This is a genomic window from Streptosporangium sp. OZ121 (genome assembly GCF_051918885.1).
Taxonomy (GTDB): Bacteria; Actinomycetota; Actinomycetes; order Streptosporangiales; family Streptosporangiaceae; genus Streptosporangium.
Genome location: NZ_JBPXMC010000015.1, coordinates 13073 through 30065, shown reverse-complemented (window position 1 = coordinate 30065; position 16993 = coordinate 13073). Strand labels below are relative to the sequence as shown.

Annotated in this window: 21 protein-coding genes; 8 read left to right on the top strand and 13 right to left on the bottom strand. The window is 70.5% G+C overall.

Going from position 1 to position 16993, the window contains the following annotated elements:
- Nucleotides 1-348: 348 nt before the first annotated feature.
- From ACTOQ1_RS24795 to ACTOQ1_RS24745, 11 genes are all read right to left on the bottom strand, one after another.
- Nucleotides 349-1740: a serine/threonine-protein kinase gene (locus ACTOQ1_RS24795; RefSeq protein ID WP_440070415.1), complete on the bottom strand. Its 1392-nt coding sequence runs from the start codon at nucleotides 1738-1740 to the stop codon at nucleotides 349-351.
- Nucleotides 1727-2731: a LacI family DNA-binding transcriptional regulator gene (locus ACTOQ1_RS24790; RefSeq protein ID WP_440070414.1), complete on the bottom strand. Its 1005-nt coding sequence runs from the start codon at nucleotides 2729-2731 to the stop codon at nucleotides 1727-1729. Before ACTOQ1_RS24790 ends, ACTOQ1_RS24795 begins: the two co-directional genes overlap by 14 nt.
- Before the next feature lie 105 nt (nucleotides 2732-2836).
- Nucleotides 2837-3391, bottom strand: coding sequence for a GNAT family N-acetyltransferase (locus ACTOQ1_RS24785; protein WP_440070413.1), 555 nt, complete (start codon nucleotides 3389-3391; stop codon nucleotides 2837-2839).
- A 91-nt stretch (nucleotides 3392-3482) separates the two neighbouring features.
- Nucleotides 3483-3812 carry a DUF2516 family protein gene (locus ACTOQ1_RS24780; RefSeq protein ID WP_329089733.1) on the bottom strand — a complete coding sequence of 110 codons (330 nt, stop codon included), beginning with the start codon at nucleotides 3810-3812 and terminating at the stop codon, nucleotides 3483-3485.
- 228 nt (nucleotides 3813-4040) lie between these two features.
- Nucleotides 4041-4526 carry a hypothetical protein gene (locus ACTOQ1_RS24775; protein WP_440070411.1) on the bottom strand — a complete coding sequence of 162 codons (486 nt, stop codon included), beginning with the start codon at nucleotides 4524-4526 and terminating at the stop codon, nucleotides 4041-4043.
- A gap of 3 nt (nucleotides 4527-4529) precedes the next feature.
- Nucleotides 4530-5060: a helix-turn-helix domain-containing protein gene (locus tag ACTOQ1_RS24770; protein WP_440070410.1), complete on the bottom strand. Its 531-nt coding sequence runs from the start codon at nucleotides 5058-5060 to the stop codon at nucleotides 4530-4532.
- 267 nt (nucleotides 5061-5327) lie between these two features.
- Nucleotides 5328-6251: a M56 family metallopeptidase gene (locus tag ACTOQ1_RS24765; RefSeq protein ID WP_440070409.1), complete on the bottom strand. Its 924-nt coding sequence runs from the start codon at nucleotides 6249-6251 to the stop codon at nucleotides 5328-5330.
- The gene (locus tag ACTOQ1_RS24760; RefSeq protein WP_362678251.1) at nucleotides 6252-6617 is read right to left on the bottom strand and encodes a BlaI/MecI/CopY family transcriptional regulator; all 366 of its coding nucleotides are present in this window, start codon (nucleotides 6615-6617) and stop codon (nucleotides 6252-6254) included. It abuts the gene before it with no gap.
- A 61-nt stretch (nucleotides 6618-6678) separates the two neighbouring features.
- Nucleotides 6679-7209 (bottom strand): N-acetyltransferase family protein, encoded by a 531-nt coding sequence (locus ACTOQ1_RS24755; protein WP_440070408.1) that lies wholly within the window; start codon nucleotides 7207-7209, stop codon nucleotides 6679-6681.
- Nucleotides 7210-7268: 59 nt separating this feature from the next.
- Nucleotides 7269-8072, bottom strand: a complete 804-nt coding sequence (locus tag ACTOQ1_RS24750) for a class I SAM-dependent methyltransferase (protein ID WP_440070407.1) — start codon at nucleotides 8070-8072, stop codon at nucleotides 7269-7271.
- 2 nt (nucleotides 8073-8074) lie between these two features.
- The gene (locus ACTOQ1_RS24745) at nucleotides 8075-8812 is read right to left on the bottom strand and encodes an SDR family oxidoreductase (protein ID WP_440070406.1); all 738 of its coding nucleotides are present in this window, start codon (nucleotides 8810-8812) and stop codon (nucleotides 8075-8077) included.
- Between the two features lie 107 nt (nucleotides 8813-8919).
- Between ACTOQ1_RS24745 and mshA the strand changes: the two genes are divergently transcribed.
- The 3 genes from mshA to ACTOQ1_RS24730 all read left to right on the top strand — a co-directional run bounded on the left by mshA (nucleotide 8920) and on the right by ACTOQ1_RS24730 (nucleotide 11674).
- Nucleotides 8920-10203 (top strand): D-inositol-3-phosphate glycosyltransferase, encoded by a 1284-nt coding sequence (gene mshA / locus ACTOQ1_RS24740; RefSeq protein WP_440070405.1) that lies wholly within the window; start codon nucleotides 8920-8922, stop codon nucleotides 10201-10203.
- Nucleotides 10204-10288: 85 nt separating this feature from the next.
- Nucleotides 10289-10768 (top strand): YbjN domain-containing protein, encoded by a 480-nt coding sequence (locus ACTOQ1_RS24735; RefSeq protein WP_440070404.1) that lies wholly within the window; start codon nucleotides 10289-10291, stop codon nucleotides 10766-10768.
- Between the two features lie 162 nt (nucleotides 10769-10930).
- A complete protein-coding gene (locus ACTOQ1_RS24730) occupies nucleotides 10931-11674 on the top strand; it encodes a phosphoglyceromutase (RefSeq protein ID WP_440070403.1) in 744 nt (247 codons plus the stop codon).
- A gap of 126 nt (nucleotides 11675-11800) precedes the next feature.
- Here the strand turns inward: ACTOQ1_RS24730 and phoU are convergent, their stop codons facing one another.
- Nucleotides 11801-12460 (bottom strand): phosphate signaling complex protein PhoU, encoded by a 660-nt coding sequence (phoU, locus tag ACTOQ1_RS24725; protein WP_440070402.1) that lies wholly within the window; start codon nucleotides 12458-12460, stop codon nucleotides 11801-11803.
- Between the two features lie 157 nt (nucleotides 12461-12617).
- Between phoU and ACTOQ1_RS24720 the strand changes: the two genes are divergently transcribed.
- Together ACTOQ1_RS24720 and ACTOQ1_RS24715 are read left to right on the top strand one after the other, a co-directional pair.
- On the top strand, nucleotides 12618-13799 hold the full coding sequence (locus tag ACTOQ1_RS24720; RefSeq protein WP_440070564.1) for a sensor histidine kinase: 1182 nt from the start codon (nucleotides 12618-12620) through the stop codon (nucleotides 13797-13799).
- Nucleotides 13796-14485 (top strand): response regulator transcription factor, encoded by a 690-nt coding sequence (locus tag ACTOQ1_RS24715; RefSeq protein ID WP_362678267.1) that lies wholly within the window; start codon nucleotides 13796-13798, stop codon nucleotides 14483-14485. Before ACTOQ1_RS24720 ends, ACTOQ1_RS24715 begins: the two co-directional genes overlap by 4 nt.
- Before the next feature lie 243 nt (nucleotides 14486-14728).
- On the opposite strand, the gene ACTOQ1_RS24710 is transcribed toward ACTOQ1_RS24715, so the two are convergent.
- Complete coding sequence (locus ACTOQ1_RS24710; RefSeq protein ID WP_440070401.1) at nucleotides 14729-15310, bottom strand: copper chaperone PCu(A)C; 582 nt, start codon at nucleotides 15308-15310, stop codon at nucleotides 14729-14731.
- Nucleotides 15311-15571: 261 nt separating this feature from the next.
- Between ACTOQ1_RS24710 and ACTOQ1_RS24705 the strand changes: the two genes are divergently transcribed.
- From ACTOQ1_RS24705 to ACTOQ1_RS24695, 3 genes are all read left to right on the top strand, one after another.
- The gene (locus tag ACTOQ1_RS24705; protein WP_030924410.1) at nucleotides 15572-16054 is read left to right on the top strand and encodes a CarD family transcriptional regulator; all 483 of its coding nucleotides are present in this window, start codon (nucleotides 15572-15574) and stop codon (nucleotides 16052-16054) included.
- A 17-nt stretch (nucleotides 16055-16071) separates the two neighbouring features.
- Entirely contained in the window at nucleotides 16072-16530 is a 459-nt protein-coding gene (gene ispF / locus ACTOQ1_RS24700; protein WP_362678271.1) for a 2-C-methyl-D-erythritol 2,4-cyclodiphosphate synthase, read from the top strand.
- 189 nt (nucleotides 16531-16719) lie between these two features.
- Nucleotides 16720-16986 carry a GlsB/YeaQ/YmgE family stress response membrane protein gene (locus ACTOQ1_RS24695; protein WP_362678273.1) on the top strand — a complete coding sequence of 89 codons (267 nt, stop codon included), beginning with the start codon at nucleotides 16720-16722 and terminating at the stop codon, nucleotides 16984-16986.
- The last annotated feature ends 7 nt before the right edge of the window (nucleotides 16987-16993 follow it).

Sequence of the window (16993 nt, the reverse complement as noted above, 5' to 3'; positions counted from 1 at the left end):
GGGCCCCGCGATCGAGAGGTGCGGCCGGTCGCGCTCGCCATGGTTCGGCGCCCACCCCGGTCCCGTCAACCGCCGCCAGGGCCGCCGGCGCCTTTCCACGGCGGTCGCGACCCCTCCCATCTCGCCCTGTACGACGATCGCCCCGCCGGGTACGAGGTGAAAGTTTCACCGGCCGGTGTAGCGGGAGGGCCGGGCATGCCCGTGGGAGGCTCGGCGTTCGAAGGGCCGGCGGGAACCGCGCACCGCACGGCCCGGCCGCAGGCTTCGAGATCGCGCCCCGGCGGCCGAAACCTAAGCCCCCTCCACCCGAGGCGAATTCGAGGGGGCTTAGCCGTACGTCTCGTCTTTCTAGCCGGCCAGCGCGACCGACACGAGCAGGAGTTGAGCCTCCAGAGCGTGGCGGAAGTCGTCGGGCAGCGAGCCCTCCCGGTGTCGGTCGGCGATCTTTCCCCGGATCGGGGCGAGGTCGCCGGAGCCCCAGACGCTGTTGGCCAGCACCTGCCGCAGGTCCAAGGCCACGTCCGGGCGGATCCTTCCCTCGTCCTCCCCCCTCGCCAGCACCGCGTTGAAGCGCCGCACGCTCTGGTTGAGATTGGGGGTGGAGAAGGGGATCGCCTCCACTCCCGGTGCGGGTTCCGCCGCTTGCCCGCCCCGCTTGGGGACGGGACCGGACGGAGAGGGACTGGGGCGCGGCGTCGTGCCCGGTTCGGGATAGGCGGTGGTGGGGTCGAGGACCGTGGGCGGTGCCGTCCCTCGACCCGGTGCTGCCACCTGTTCCTCGTAGGAGCCGGAGATCCGGCTCCACACCAGGAGACCCGCGAGCAGGGCCGCCACCGTCGCGACCACCGTCCAGCCCACCAGCCCGTGCGCGCGCGTCCAGTGGACCGGGGCCGTGGCCGGGGGCCTGAGGGCCGCGGCCAGGTCGTCGGCCACCTCCTGCGCCTTGGGCCTGGCCTCGGGCCGGTGCGACAGGCAGACCTGGCAGAGCGCGCTGATCCGCGCGGGCATGCCCGGCACCTCCGCCACCGGCGGCGGTCCCTCCCGGCGGACGTTCTCGATCTCCTCCCAGGTCCGTTCCGGGTACGGGGGATCGCCGGTGAGCATCTCGAACAGCAGCACGCCCAGCGCGTAGACATCACTCGCCGGGTCCGCGACCGTGCCGGTGAGCCGTTCGGGCGCCACGTAGGGAGGGGTCCCGTAGTCGGAGGCCCGGTCGTCGGCGTCCTCCCCGATGAACGCCGCGATGCCGAAGTCGAGCAGCTTGGCGCCCGCCGAGGTCAGCAGCACGTTCTCGGCGGTGACGTCCCGGTGCACGATGCCCCGCTCGTGGGCGGCGGCCAGCACGGTGGCCAGCCTGGCGGCGATCGTCGCCGCCTCCGCCCACGGCAGCGGGCCCTCGTTGATCCGGTCCGACAGCGGGCGCCCCTCCAGCAGGCGCATGACGACGTACGCGGCCAGGCGACCGTGCGAGGTCACGGTCTCCCCGTAGTCGTAGACCTCGATCGCGTCGGGGTGGATGAGGCGCGCGGTGGCACGCGCCTCCCTGCGGATCAGCTCGCGCTCCCCCAGGTCGACGCCCAGCTCGCCGTCGAGCAGCTTGACGGCGACCATCCGCTGGAGCGACTGGTCGAAGGCGCGCCAGATGACGCTCATGCCACCCCACGCGATCCGCTCCAGCAACAGGTACCTGCGGGTGAGCACGTCTCCCGCGCGAAGCCCGACCTGGTCAGGCGGACTCACGGACCACCAGCTCAGTGGGGAGGACGGGATTGTCACGGGGAGCACCGGCCGAGCTCATCGAGAGCAGCAGCAGCCGGGTGGCGAGCGCGGCGAACTCCTCCACCGGCTGGCGGACGGTGGTGAGCGTGGGAGAGGTCCGCCGGGCGGCGGGGGCGTCGTCGAACCCGATGACGGCCACGTCCTCCGGCACCCGGCGGCCGGCCCGGCGCAGGGTCTGCAGCGCGGCGGCCGCCATCACGTCGGAGGCGGCGAAGACCGCGTCGACGTGCGGCATCCTGCGCAGCAGCCACTGCATGCCGTGCACCCCCGACGTATGGCTGAAGTCGCCGTACGCGACCGGCACGCCGGTCATCCCGGCCAGGGAGAGGGTCTGCATGAACCCTTCGAGCCGGTCGCGGGCGGCCGGAAGGGCGGGTGGGCCCGCGATGACGCCGATGGACCTCCGTCCGCCGAGCAGCAGGTGTTCCGCCGCCTGCCGGCCGCCGTCGCGGTTGTCCATGTCGACGTGGGGGAGGTCGATGCCGTCCGGGGGACGGCCCGCACTCCGTACCGGAATGCCCGAGGCGGCCAGGGTCACCACGAGCGGATGCCTGTCACGTGCGCCGATCAGCAGGACGCCGTCGATGCCTCCGGCGACGAGCGGCGGCGTGGCGATGGTGGAGGTGGCCGCCGTGGCGGTCATCACGGCGAGTGGCACGCCGTGCCCGGTGAGGACCTCCTCCGCAGCCGTGATCATCCGCGCGTAGAATGGCTCGGTGAAGAGCCGGTGCGCGGGTTCGCAGACCACGATGGCCACGACCTGGTCGGATCGGCGACCGGAGCCGCCCCGGGGAGCGCGATGTCTTACGTAACCGAGACGCGATATTGCGTCATGCACCTGCCTACGAGTCGACGTGCTGACTCTGACTGAACCGGTGAGTACCCTGGACGCTGTGGCGGGGGAGACCCCTGCCTCTGCGGCGACCTGGGCAAGTGTGGGTAGATCGGTCATAACTTCCTCCACACCAAGATCCTGCACAGGTGGGAGCGCTCCCAGTGAACCTAGCATTGTTTCGGAAGTGTCAAAAGATGTTTCCGAAAAATCACCATGTGTATGTCAAATTTCCCTGACAACCCAGTCAGGGGCAAGTATCGCCATGATTACGGAGTCATACCATTCCCCGTTTAGGCGCAGAGCGTCACGGCAGACGCCCTCCTGGACGAAGCCGATCTTGCGGTAGACATGCGCTGCCCGCTCGTTGAAGGCGTAAACCTCCAGGGCCACCCGGTGCAGCGGCGTGGTGCGGAAGACGTGGTCGAGGGTGAGCCGGATCGCCTCGGTGCCGTACCCCCTGCCGTACGCCCGAGGGCCGATCAGCGCGATGCGCAGGTTGCAGGAGAGGTTGTCGGCGTCGAGCTCGTTGAGCACGATCTCGCCCACGTAGGCGTCGTCCCCGGCGGTGCAGATCGCCAGGTCCAGCCGGTCGCCGTGCTCGCCCCGCGAGCCGTACCAGGCCTTGAGCCCCTCGTAGTCGGGTTTGCCGTGCGAGCCGGTCAGCCGGACGGTCTCGGGGTCGTTGACCAGCTCCCAGAGGCCGTCCACGTGCTCGGGACCGACCGGCCGGAGCGTCACGTGCTCTCCGGCGAGCGTGGGCTTGCGCGCGAACATCATCCGGTGTGTCTACCGGCCGGAACCTCGCCGGGCAACCCGGTTTTCCTGAGCCGTCCACGGGCCCGCGCGAAACGACGGGCCCGGGACCGGTTCACCAGGGTCCGTACGGCCCCTGGTTGCCGCCGCCCTTGCCGATCTCCCGCACGGCGGGACGCACGTCGGCCAGGTAGATGCCCGAGGCGATGACGGACGCGATCGTGAAGATGCTCAGCACGCTGAGGTACTGCACGGCGGCGGCGAAGCCGAACAGGGCCGCCAGCCCGAGGATGACCAGCCACAGGTTCTTGGTCTGCTTGCCGGTGACCGCGAACGCCCGTGCCGGGGTCTTCACCGCGTGCACGAGCGCCCAGCCCGACAGCGCGAACACTCCGACGGCCAGGATCCAGAAGACCAGGTCCAGGGCACCGTGGATTTCGATCATCGTCTCTCCAGAACGTTCGCCTCGCCGGTCTCCCTCAGCCTAATGCCGAAAGCCCCGTTCGCGGCGTCCTCGGCCCGTACCGGCCGACCTTGGCGGCCCGTTCTCGCGCCCGCTCGTGCCGGCCCGCTTCCCCGCCCTCGCCGGGCGCGGGCCCTCGAACGTCGAAAGGCCCGCACCGGAGACGACGCCCGGGGCGGGCCGTGGAACCGGAGTCCGCGAGGGACTCGCTCAGCCCTTGGGAGGGGTGGACCTGCCGCCGGCGGTGGACCTGCCGGTCGTGGTGGACCTGCCGGTCGCGGGCTTCGAGGCGCGGGTGCCCTTCTTGGGCGTCCGGGCGGAGGCGATCGCGGGCTCGGCGGCCTCGGAGACCTCCTCCAGCTCCAGGGCGATCTCACCGCTGGTCTTGGAGACGACCTTGCGGCCGCGGTTGGCGAACTCCTCGTAGAGCTCGTTGGCCCTGCCCGCGATCTGGTCGGCGTAGTCGCGCGCCTTCACGGGGAAGTCCTTGGCGTATCCCTCGGCCTTGCCGGCGAGCTGCCTGGCCCTCTCCGGGAGGTCCTTCGCGGCCTCGCGGATCTCCTCGCGGCGGCCCTGCAGCCTCTGGATCTGCTCGGGAAGCTCGAGAAGCTTCTCGACGGCGAAGTCGCCGGCCCCGGCGACGGCGTAGAACGGCTTGGACTCGGCCAGCTTCTTGACTTCGGCGGTGATGGGCATGGGTTAACCTTCCTTGGTTTCCTCGGTGATGTGGCCGTTGCTCGGGGGGACCGCGTAGGGCTTCAACGCGGTGAGGTATTCCCCGGGGAGCGGCGCCTCGTCGTCAGGCGAGGAGTCCGCGTCACCCCGCCGGGGCTCCGGTGCGAGACGTGCTTTCTGGGAGGTCTGCGCGTCGTCGTCCGGGGCCTCGGCCTGCTGGTTCTCCTTGCGAAACGACTCGTAGATGTCGATCAGCACCTGGCGCTGGCGCTCGGTGATGAGGTGGTCGGCCCTGATCGCGGTCAGCACGTCGCTGTCCGGCTCGCGCTCCTCGATGAGGCCCGCCTGGACGTAGAGCGCCTGCGACGAGATGTGCAGGCCCTTGGCGATCTGGTTCAGGATCTCGGCGCTGGGCTTGCGCAGCCCGCGCTCGATCTGGCTCAGGTAGGGGTTGGAGACCCCCGCCGCCGCGGCGAGCTGTCGCAGGGAGATCTTCGCGTGCGTGCGCTGCTCGCGGATGTACTCACCGATCGAGCCGACCTTGGGTAGTGCCATGGACCGAGTCTGCCGCATTGTGCTTGCTATTGCAAACGGGTTGGCTAACACTTGCAAGCACTTTGGGGTGAGTTTGGCTATAGCCGGACGAATCCGGCCGGAACTCCAGGGTGAGACCCGGGTTCGGTATGCGGGCCGGTCGCATCTTCAAGGCGGGTCAACGCCCCACCTTCAAGGCGGGTCAACGCGGCATCTTCAAGGCGGGTCGACGCGGCAGCGGCCCCGGCGGGGCCCGGCGCGGGCCCGCTACGGGCCACGGCGCGAAGTTCAGTACGGGACCAGCCAGAGCAGCGGCGCCGACGATGTCAGGGCGACGGAGAAGGCGACGATGGCGTAGCGGATCCCGCGCGGCAGGACCGGGATCGGGTTCACCAGGCGCTCCACCCTCGCCATCACGGCGGCGGTGGAGTTCGCGGCGCCCAGCGCGCCGTGCGGGGCCGGGACGGCGCCCGCGGTGCCGAAGCGCAGCAGGGCGGTCGCCAGGCGGCGCGCGGAGCAGCAGCGGCGGGCGACGTCGTCGGCGGCCATCTCCACGAGCAGGCCGACCTCGCTCTGCGCGTCCTTGACCACGCGCGACCAGGGCAGCGCCCGGCGCAGCGCGGCGAAGGGCAGCAGCACCAGGTCGTGCCGCTCGCGCACGTGGGCGGCCTCGTGGGCGAGCACCGCGCTCAGCTCGTCGGCGGAGAGCAGCTTGAGCGCCCCCTCGCTGACCACCACCTGGGAGCGCAGGCCGGGCACGCAGTAGGCGGTGGCGCCCGGGTGGTCGAGCACCCGCACGCCGGGGACCACCGGGTCCTCCCTGGCGATCAGGGCGAGCAGGGTGCGGTGGCGGTGGCGGGCGCGGAACGTCTGCGCGCCCGCGGCGAGAAGCACCAGGATCAGCACGGCCAGCGCGGTGAGCCCGGCGGCGAGCGCGATGATCCTCGGCAGCTCGTACGGCTGGGGGAACCCGCGTCCGCCGGCGAGCGAGGAGGCCGCGAACTCGCGCAGCCCGTGCAGCACGCCCTCGCCATAGGGCTTCAGCGCGTAGCCGAGCAGGGCGCCCGTCCCGGCCAGGCCCCAGGTGACCCCCAGCGCCTGCCACAGGACGATGGCCACGTGCGGGGCGCGGTAGGTCCACCGCGCCCGGGTGAAGCGCCAGGCGCCGACCGCGCAGACCAGGGCGAGCGTCGCCAGGGCTGCCGCGGTCATCTACTCGTCCTCCAGCTCCTCCAGGTCCGTCAGGGCCCTGCGCAGGATGTCGGCTTCGGTGCCGGTGACGGCCTGGGCGAACCGGGTGAGGGCCGCCGACCGGTCACCGGTCATATCCAGCGCTTCCAGCATAAGCTCCGCGACGTAGGCGTCGCGGCTCTCCGCCGGTGCGTACCGCCACGCGCGCCCGTCCCGGGTGCGGAGCAGGAACCCCTTGCGGGTGAGCCGGTCGAGCACGGTCATCACGGTGGTGGGCGCCAGGTCGCGGTCGGCGATCAGACGCCCGACCTCCCGTGCCGTCACGGGAGATGGCTGTGCCCAGATGATGTCCATGATGCTGCGTTCAAGCTCGCCGAGACCCTTCACGCATCCAAGCCTAACTCCCGCACCACGAGGGGTAGTACTACGGGTTGTCGAGTGACCTGTGTCACAGCTGTTTGACCATGTAGATCTCGTCCCGGTCGTCCCCCGGAGCGAGGCGGATCGCCCGCGGGATCCGGCCGACCTCCACGTATCCCAACCGGCCGTAGAAGCCCTCGGTCCCGGTGCCGCCGCGGACCGTCAGGTGCAGCGCCTCCACGCCCAGGCCGCGGGCGGCGTCGTCGGCGGCGCGCATGAGCAGAGTCCCGTAGCCCTTGCCCTGGTGCTTGGGATCGACCATCACGCGCCACACCCAGCGCCAGTGCGCCCGCAGCCACGACTTCCCGTCACCCAGGACCAGCCAGCACGCCACCCGGCCCTCCGCGTCGAACCCGACGAGCAGATGGTCGGGGTTGTCGCGGGTGGTGTCGCAGGCGGCGAAGGTGGCGGCCGCCGTCTCCAGGATGTCGTCGGAGGTGACCGGGGGGACGAAGCCGACCGACCCTCCGGCGTTGACCACCTCGGTCCAGCACTCGACGAGCTCGTCGGTGAGCGCCGGGGTGAGTTCGGGGTCCACCACGAACCGCAGTTCTGCCATACGCGGACTTTACCAAATATACGTAAGCAACTTAGGGTTGCCTTACCAATGTTTCCGGGTCACCTCGGGGCGACCGCGGCCCAGGGAAGGGTGACCTCGCCGAGCCGCCAGCGAGCCCGGCCGCCCAGCGGCGGGTGCCCGGCCAGCGGCCAGGTCCCGGCGAGCGTCTCGGCCGCGGCGATCCAGCGCTGCCGGGAGCCGTACGAGCTCAGGGGGGCGTTGACGGCCCAGGCCCGGTCGAAGTCGCGCAGGAAGGCGTGGACGGGCTCGCCGGGGACGTTGCGGTGGATGAGCGTCTTGGGCAGCCGGTCGGCCAGGTCCGAGGGGCGCTCGAAGGCGTCGAAACGGGCCGAGAGGGTGAGCGTCCGGGGCCCCGAGCGGTCGAGCCCGGCCCAGACCGCGCGGTGGCCCACCTCCGAGCAGGTGCCCTCGACGATCGCCCCGCCCGGCGCGAGCCGTTCGGAGAGCATCGCCCAGTATTCCCACGCCTGCGCCTCCCCGTACTGCCGCAGCACGTTGAACGCCCTGATCAGCAGAGGCGGCCGCGCCACCGGCAGCTCGAAGCCGCCCAGCGTGAACGACAGTCCCGGCCGCTCGTACGGCTTGGCAGCCGCCACCCTGGCCGGGTCGATCTCGACGCCGACGACCTCGACCGAGGGGCAGACCGCGCGCAGCCGCAGGAACATCTCCAGGGTCGTGGTGTGCGAGGCCCCGTACCCCAGGTCGACCACCAGCGGGCGGACGGCGGAGCGCAGCAGGCGGCCGTGCGCGGCGACGACCCAGCGGTCGGCCCGCCGCAGGCGGTTGTGCCCGGTCGTCCCCCTGGTGATCGCCCCTACCGGCTTCTCCGTTGGCTTCCGCACGATCAGACGCGGTGGACCTTGTGCTGGGCGGCCTGGGCCCGGGGGCGGATGACGAGGCGGTCGACGTTCACGTGGGCCGGGCGGGTCACGCACCAGGCGATGGCGTCGGCCACGTCGTCGGCGGAGAGCGGGCCGGGCACGCCCTCGTAGACCCGTCCGGCGGCGGCCGAGTCGCCGCGGAAGCGGTTCAGCGAGAACTCCTCGGTGTGGACCATCCCGGGGGCGACCTCGACGATCCTGACCGGCTGACCGACCAGTTCCAGCCTGAGCACCTCGGTCATCGAGGTCTGCGCGTGCTTGGCCGCGTTGTAGCCGCCGCCGCCCTCGTACGAGACGAGCCCGGCCACCGAGGTCAGCATCAGCAGCACGCCGTCGCCCGACTCGATCAGCCTGGGCAGCAGGGCCTGGGTCATGCGGAGCGTGCCGATCACGTTGACGTCGTACATCCGCTGCCAGTCGGCGACCTTCCCGCTCGCCACGGGCTCCAGGCCGATCGCGCCCCCGGCGTTGTTCACCAGCACGTCGCAGCGCTGGAGCGAGGCGGCCAGCTCGTCCACCGACTCCTGTGACGTCACGTCCAGGGTGACCGGGCGGATGCCGGGCACCTCGGCGGCCAGTTCGTCGAGCCGCTCCCTGCGCCGCGCCGCGGCCACCACCTCGAAGCCCTCGGCGGCGAGCCTGCGGGCCGTCGCCTCGCCGATCCCGCTGCTGGCCCCTGTCACCACAGCTGTCCTCTTCATGGACCCCCATCCTGCCAGGAACCGCCGGGGCCTCCCCGCCCGTACCTGGTGCAGCTATGTGTCGGGAATGTTGCGGATTTTTCCATGGTTGAGCCCTCTCGGAGGTGGTGTCGGTGAGGCGACGGCGGGTCAACCGGGTCGCGACGATCAGCATGCACACGTCCCCCCTGGACCAGCCGGGGACCGGGGACGCGGGCGGGATGAACGTCTATATCGTCGAAGTGGCGAAACGCCTGGCCGAACTCGGGGTGGAGGTGGAGATCTTCACCCGGCAGACATCCCGGGACCTGCCACCGGTCGCGGAGATCGTCCCGGGCGTCTCGGTCCGCCACGTCACCGCCGGGCCGTACGAGGAGCTCGACAAGGGCGACCTGCCCGGCCAGCTCTGCGCCTTCCTGTCGGGGGTGCTGCGCACCGAGGCCATGTACGAGCCGGGCCGCTACGACGTCATCCACTCCCACTACTGGCTCTCCGGCCAGGTGGGCTGGCTGGCCAAGGAACGCTGGGGCCTGCCGCTGGTGCACACCATGCACACCATGGCCAAGGTGAAGAACCTCCTGCTCGCCGCCGACGACAGGCCGGAGCCGGCCGCCCGGGTGCTGGGCGAGCAGCAGGTCGTGGACGTCGCCGACCGCCTGGTGGCCAACACCCCGACCGAGGCCAGGGAGCTCGTCGAGCTGTACGGAGCCGCCCCGGCCCGCGTCGAGGTCGTCAACCCCGGCGTGAGCCTCAGGGTCTTCCAGCCCGCCTCCCAGGACGCGGCCCGCCACAGGCTCGGACTGCCGCAGGACGCCCACGTGCTGCTGTTCGTGGGCCGCGTACAGCCGCTGAAGGCCCCGGACGTGCTGCTGCGCGCGGCGGCCAGGATGCTCATCGACGACCCCTCGCTCAGGTCGAGGCTGGTCGTCGCCTGCGTCGGCGGCCCCAGCGGCAACGGCCTGGCCAGGCCCTCCTACCTCACCGACGTGGCCGCCTCGCTGGGGATCTCCGACGTGGTCAGGATCGTTCCCCCCACGCCCCAGCACGAGCTGGTCGACTGGTACCGCGCGTCCGACGTGACCGTCGTCCCCTCCCACAACGAGTCGTTCGGCCTCGTGGCCCTGGAGTCCCAGGCCTGCGGCACCCCCGTCGCCGCCGCGTCCGTGGGCGGGCTGCGCACCGCCGTACGCGACGGGGTGTCCGGGGTGCTCGTCGAGGGGCACGACGCCCATGACTGGGCGCGGGTGCTCCGCCGGTTCGTCTACGAGCCCGCCTGGCGGGAGACGCTGTCGGCGGGCGCGGTGGCCCACGCGGCGGCCTTCGGCTGGTCGGCGACCGCGGCCCGGCTGGCGGACGTCTACGCCGGGGCGATGACGAACCTGCACCGCCTCCCGATCGCGGTCAACTCCTGAAGGCCCGCCCGCGAGTCCCGCACGCGGGGCGCCCGCGAAGCGGATGGCGCGTTGTCCGTGTGAGGCCCGCTCGTAAGCTGACCCCATGCGTGAAGTGATCGAGGCGGCGCTGAAGAGCGCGGACGCCTCCTACGAGCAGCCCCGGCCGGGGGCCTTCCTGGTGAAGCTCCCCGGCCAGCACAAGCTCGCCACCATGACCTGGCTGATCGTCGGCGACCAGGCACTGCACGTGGAGGCGTTCTTCTGCCGTCAGCCCGACGAGAACCACGCCGAGTTCTACCGCTGGCTCCTCACCAAGAACGGCTCCATGTACGGGGTGCACTTCGCCCTCGATCCCATCGGTGACGTCTATCTCGTGGGCCGTGTCCCGCTGGAGGCGGTCACCGACGAGGAGGTCGACCGCCTTCTCGGATGCGTGCTCACCTACTCCGACGAGGGCTTCGACCGCGCCCTGGAGCTGGGCTTCGCCTCCTCGATCCGGCGCGAGTGGGAGTGGCGTGCCAAGCGCGGCGAGTCGCTCGCCAACCTCCAGGCCTTCGCCCGCTTCGCCGACCCCGAGCGCTGAGGGCGCCCCGTCCCACCGTTCCGAACCCTCGAAGGCAGGTTCCGAGGGCCGGGGCGGCCGGGTCCGCCGGCGGGCCGGGGCGGGTCCAGGCCGGGTCCAGGCCGGGTCCAGGCCGGGTGGAGCGCCGGAGACGCCGAGCAAGCGCCCACTAAGCTTGTCGGCATGTCGACTTTGGTGCTGCTTCGGCACGGTGAGAGTGAGTGGAACGCAAAGGGTCTGTTCACCGGATGGGTGGACGCGGGGCTCTCGGCCAAGGGCGAGGAGGAGGCGCGCCGCGGCGGGCGGCTGCTGCTCGACGCGGGGGTGCGTCCCGACGTGGTGCACACCTCCCTGCTGACCAGGGCGATCCAGACGGCCAACCTCGCGCTGGGCGCCGCGGACCTGCTCTGGCTGCCGGTCTCCCGGTCCTGGCGGCTCAACGAGCGCCACTACGGCGCCCTGCAGGGCAAGGACAAGGCGCAGACGCGCGCCGAGTTCGGTGACGAGCAGTTCATGCTCTGGCGCCGCTCCTACGACGTCCCGCCGCCCCCGATCGCCGACGACGACGAGTTCTCCCAGGCCGGCGACGCCCGCTACGCGCTCCTGCCGGGCGAGCTGATGCCGAGGACCGAGTGCCTCAAGGACGTCGTCGAGCGCATGCTGCCGTACTGGTACGACCAGATCGTGCCCGACCTCGCGCAGGGAAGGAACGTGCTGGTCGTCGCGCACGGCAACTCGCTCCGGGCGCTGGTCAAGCACCTGGACGGGATCGGCGACGACGAGATCGCCGGGCTCAACATCCCCACCGGCATCCCCCTCCGGTACGACCTGGACGACGCCTTCCACCCGGTCACCAAGGGCGGGCAGTACCTCGACCCCACCGCCGCCGAGGCCGCCATCGAGGCCGTGGCCAACCAGGGCAAGTAGCCCCGGCATCCCGGAACCGAAGAAAGCCATCCGGAACAGACGAGAACAGGGAGGGCCCGCCGGATCCGGCGGGCCCTCCCTGTCTCTCGGGCTTGTCGCGAAGACGTTCGTGAGGGGCGGCGGGGGTCAGAAGGCGGAGGCGTCCTGAGGGCGGGAGCCCGTCACCAGGTAGACCACGTCGTGCGCGACGCGGACCGCGTGGTCGGCGTAGCGCTCGTAGTAGCGGCCGATCAGTGTCACGTCGATGGCCGGTTCGACGCCGTACTTCCAGTCGGGGGCCATCAGGACCTTGAACAGCCTCCGGTGCAGCTTGTCCATGGCGTCGTCGTCGGACTCCAGCTCCAGGGCCGACTCCACGTCACGCGAGGCGATGCAGCTGCCGGTCTTGGTGACGAGACGCTCGGCGATCTGCCCCATCTCCAGGATGGTGGAGCGTACCTCCGGCGGGATGGCGGACTCGGGATGGCGAAGCCGGGCGATCTTGGCCACGTGCTCGGCGAGGTCGCCCATGCGCTCCAGGTCGGTGCCCATCCGCAGTGCCGCGATGATCATTCTGAGGTCCACGGCCACGGGCTGCTGCCTGGCCATCAGGTCGAAGATCGAGGCCTCGATCTCCGCGAAGATCCGGTTGACCTCCTCGTCCTGCGAGATGACGCTCTCGGCGAGGTGGATGTCGGCGTCCAGGAGGGCGGTGGTGGCCCGCGATATCGCCGACCTCACGAGCCGGGTCATCTCGACCAGCCGCTCGGTGAGGGCGTCGAGTTCTTCGTGATAGGCGTCGCGCATGGGACTCACCGTAGGGCGGTAACGGTGAACGAACCTCGACCGTAAAGTGAACTTTATGGGAAAGGCCGTGGTCATGCCCCCTTGGCAGTCCTCAATGGGAAAAGCCCGACCTACCATCGAGGCGTGAAGCCTACGGGAGGACCACGTGAGTGAGCTGATGGCGAGCCTGGCCGCACTGGCCGGTTTCGTCGTGGGAGCGCTGGCCGTGATGGTCGTCCGCCATAACCATGGACAGCGGAGTGCGATGACACCGGTTGACGGCGTCGAGCCCGGCGCGCTGCCGCAGGGGGTCGCCTCGGTGCTGGCCGTGCTGCCGTCCTCGGCGGTCGTGCTCGACAAGGAGGACCGCGTGCTGCGGGCCAGCTCGGCGGCACGCGCGTTCGGCCTGGTCAAGGGAGATCACCTGATGGCGGCCGAGCTGCTCGCCCTGGCCAGGAAGGTACGCAGGGACGGCGAGATCCGCGAGAGCGAGATCGAGGTGGCCGGCCACAAGTTCGGCCAGGAGTCGACCAACTTCGCGGTGCGGGTCGCCCCGCTCGGCTCGCACGGCCAGGTGCTCGTCCTCGCCGAGGACCAGACCGAGCACCGCCGCGTCGAGGCGGTGCGCCGCGACTTCGTGGCCAACGTGAGCCATGAGCTCAAGACGCCGGTGGGCGCGCTGTCGCTGCTGGCCGAGACCATCCAGGACGCCGCCGACGACCCCGAGGCGGTCACCCGCTTCGCCGGCCGCATGCAGCACGAAGCGGCCCGGCTCACCTACCTCGTCCAGGACCTCATCACCCTCTCCCGTATCCAGGGCGCCGAGCCCATCCCCACCCCGGGCCCGGTCCTGATCGACGAGGCGGTGCACGAGGCCATCGACCGCTGCAACACCACCGCGGCGGCCAAGGACATCACCCTCGTCGCCGGTGGGGTCGAGGGCCTGCGGATATGGGGCGACGACGAGCTCCTCGTCACCGCCCTGCGCAACCTCATCGACAACGCGGTCGCCTACAGCCCCGAGCACACCCGGGTCGTGGTCAGCGCCCGCGCGGCGGGCCCCAACACCGAATCCGTCGAGATCAGCGTGAGCGACCAGGGGATCGGCATTCCCGAGAGCGCCCAGGAACGGATCTTCGAACGGTTCTTCCGCGTCGACGCGGCACGCTCGCGGGCGACCGGTGGCACGGGCCTCGGCCTGGCCATCGTCAAGCACGTGGCCGCCTCCCACAACGGGGCGGTCACGGTGTGGAGCAAGGAAGGTTCCGGTTCCACCTTCACCCTCCGCCTGCCCGCCTTCGGCGGCATGGCGGTCACGGAACCAGCAACAGTCACGATTCCCCTGGAGGCCGCGCAGTGACTCGCGTGCTCGTTGTCGAGGACGAGGAATCGTTCTCCGACGCCCTGTCATACATGCTGCGCAAGGAAGGCTTCGAGGTGGCAGTGGCCACCACCGGGCCGGAGGCGCTGGAAACCTTCGACCGCAACGGCGCCGACCTGGTGCTGCTCGACCTGATGCTCCCCGGTCTGCCGGGTACCGAGGTCTGCCGCTCCCTCCGGCAGCGCTCCAACGTGCCCGTCATCATGCTCACCGCCAAGGACAGCGAGATCGACAAGGTCGTCGGGCTGGAGCTCGGCGCCGACGACTACGTCACCAAGCCCTTCTCCTCGCGAGAGCTGGTGGCCCGCATCCGCGCGGTGCTGCGCCGCCAGGGCGACGTGGAGGAGCTGGAGTCGGCGGTGCTGGCCGCCGGTCCGGTCCGGATGGACGTCGACCGTCACATCGTCGCCGTACGCGGTGAGCCGGTACAGCTGCCCCTGAAGGAGTTCGAGCTGCTGGAGGTGCTGCTGCGCAACGCCGGGCGGGTGCTCACCCGGGGCCAGCTCATCGACCGGGTCTGGGGCGCCGACTACGTGGGCGACACCAAGACCCTGGACGTGCACGTCAAGCGGCTGCGGGCCAAGGTCGAGTCCGACCCCTCCAACCCGCGCTGCATCCTCACCGTCCGGGGGCTGGGCTACAAGTTCGACCCCGCCGAGGTCTGACCCTCCCGAGGTCTGACTCCCCGAGGGCTGGGCCACGGAGGTCCGACCCGCCGGGTGCTGGGCCGCGGAGATCTGAGCCGCCCCGCCCGTTCCCGGACGATCGCCCGTTTCCGGGGCGACACCCGTCCGGGCGTGCCCGCCCCGGGCGGACGCTTCGCCTCCGGACGATCCGAGGGGCCGTACGGCGTGCCCGCGCCGTACGGCCCCTCGGCGTGTCCGGAGGCCGTCACCGGCCCCGGAGCGTCAGTGGCCCGAGTGCTCGTCCCCGGTGGTGGCGGAGGGGGTGGGCGACGGCGTGGGGGCCGCGGATGCGCCGGGAGCCTGCGGGTAGGCGGTGAACTCGCGGCTGCGGGTGATGACGGGGATCGTGAGCTGCACGATGCCGGCGTTGGCGAACTGCAGCTGCACCTTGAGGCCCTCGCCGCCCCTGAGAGGCTTCTTCAGCCCCTCGACGAGGATCGTGGGGGTCGGCTTGCCGACGTTCACCCGCTGGTCCTGGGGGAGCGTCACGGGCGCGCTCACCTTCGCCGTACCGAGGGCGGGGTCGACGCCGAGGCCGACGAGCTGGTCGGAGCCCGCGTTGGTGTTGACCACCGACAGGTAGAGCGGGGTGGCCGCCCCGGCCGGCAGCGTCGCGCCGGAGTCCGGCCCCAGGAAGAAGGCCTGGGAGATGTCGATGCCCTTCGTCTTGACCGAGAGCGCCTCGGTCGGCGAGTAGGGCTTGTTGGTGATCGCGTCGGATCCGGCACCGCAGCCGGCCAGGGCCGGAGCGGCTGCGAGGAACGCCGCGGCGACGATCGCCCGGTGGCGGATGTTGCGGGTCACGGTGCGAGTTCTCCTTGTCACGCGTGAGATAGGGCAAGGGCAACCCTATCGGCGACGTTTACCGGGTTTCCCGCCGCCCCGCCTCATCATCCGAAGCCGCAGAACGCAGGTCATAAGTGCTTTTTGCCCCTCTGATTCACACACTTGGGCACTTGTCAAGTCATAAGATGCGGCTTTGACCTGCAGTTATGGTGATTTCACTGTTCCGGGAGGCTGTGGATACGTGGTACTCTTGAGTACAGCGGAAGGGGTACTTGTCACATGACTTTCCAGGTCGGCGACACTGTCGTCTACCCCCACCACGGGGCTGCTCGGATCGAGGCGATCACGACCCGAACCATCAAGGGTGAGGAAAGGACCTACCTGGTTCTTAAGGTCGACAAGGGCGACCTTACCGTCCAGGTGCCGGCTGACAACGCAGAACTCGTCGGTGTTCGCGATGTCGTCGGACAAGAGGGCCTTGAGCGCGTCTTCGACGTGCTTCGAATGCCTCACACCGAAGAGCCCACGAACTGGTCCCGACGCTACAAGGCGAACCTTGAGAAGCTGGCGTCCGGCGACGTCAACAAGGTTGCCGAGGTCGTTCGCGACCTGTGGCGGCGAGACAGGGAGCGCGGACTCTCCGCAGGAGAGAAGCGGATGCTGGCGAAGGCCAGGCAGATCCTCGTCAGCGAGCTCGCGCTCGCGGAGAAGACGAACGAGGACAAGGCCGAGGCCCTGCTGGACGAGGTTCTCAACTCCTGAACAAGACATTTCCACGGGTGGGCGTCGGGGTCGACGTCCACCCGTTCGCTTCTGGCCGCGAGCTTCACCTCGCCGGTCTGCACTGGCCCGGCGAGACCGGCCTGGCCGGCCACTCCGACGGTGACGCCGCGGCCCACGCCGCCTGTGACGCCCTGCTGTCCGCGGCGGGTCTCGGTGATCTCGGCGGCCTGTTCGGCACGTCCGATCCCCGGTGGGCGGGCGCCTCGGGTGCCGCCCTGCTGGAGGAGACCGCGCGCAAGGTGCGTGCCGCGGGCTTCGAGATCGGCAACGTGGCCGTCCAGGTGATCGGTAACCGTCCCAAGCTCGCCCCCCGCCGCGTCGAGGCCGAGAAGGCCCTCAGCGCCGCCGTGGGGGCTCCGGTGAGCGTCAGTGCCACCACGACGGACGGGCTCGGCCTCACAGGGCGCGGCGAAGGCGTGGCGGCCGTCGCGACCGCGATCGTGGTGAACCTGTAGCGGGTGTCACGCGTCTTCCATACGGAACGTGGAAAACGTTCCGGCGGGCGGCGCGGAATGCTCGTCGATCCATATCGAGGCGGTGGCCCGTTTCCTGGCGCGGTACGGGCCACCCCTTCTTTTAGCGTGATCAATGAATGCGCTGGGTAACCCCTTGGTGACCGTGTCTCGTAACAGGGGGAGCCGGACATGATCGTCTCGATTGTCTCCGCAATCATCATCGGCGCCATCATCGGTGCCCTGGCGCGTCTCATCCTTCCCGGGCGCCAGAACATCAGCATCGGCCTGACGCTCATCGTCGGCATCGTCGCCGCGCTCATCGGCTCGCTCATCGCCGGAGCGCTCGGTCTGGCCAACACGCGAGGGATCGACTGGTGGGAGCACATCATCCAACTGGCACTCGCGGTGCTCGCGGTGCTCCTCGTCGTCCAGATGCAGGCGAGAAAGACGCACTGAAGGATTT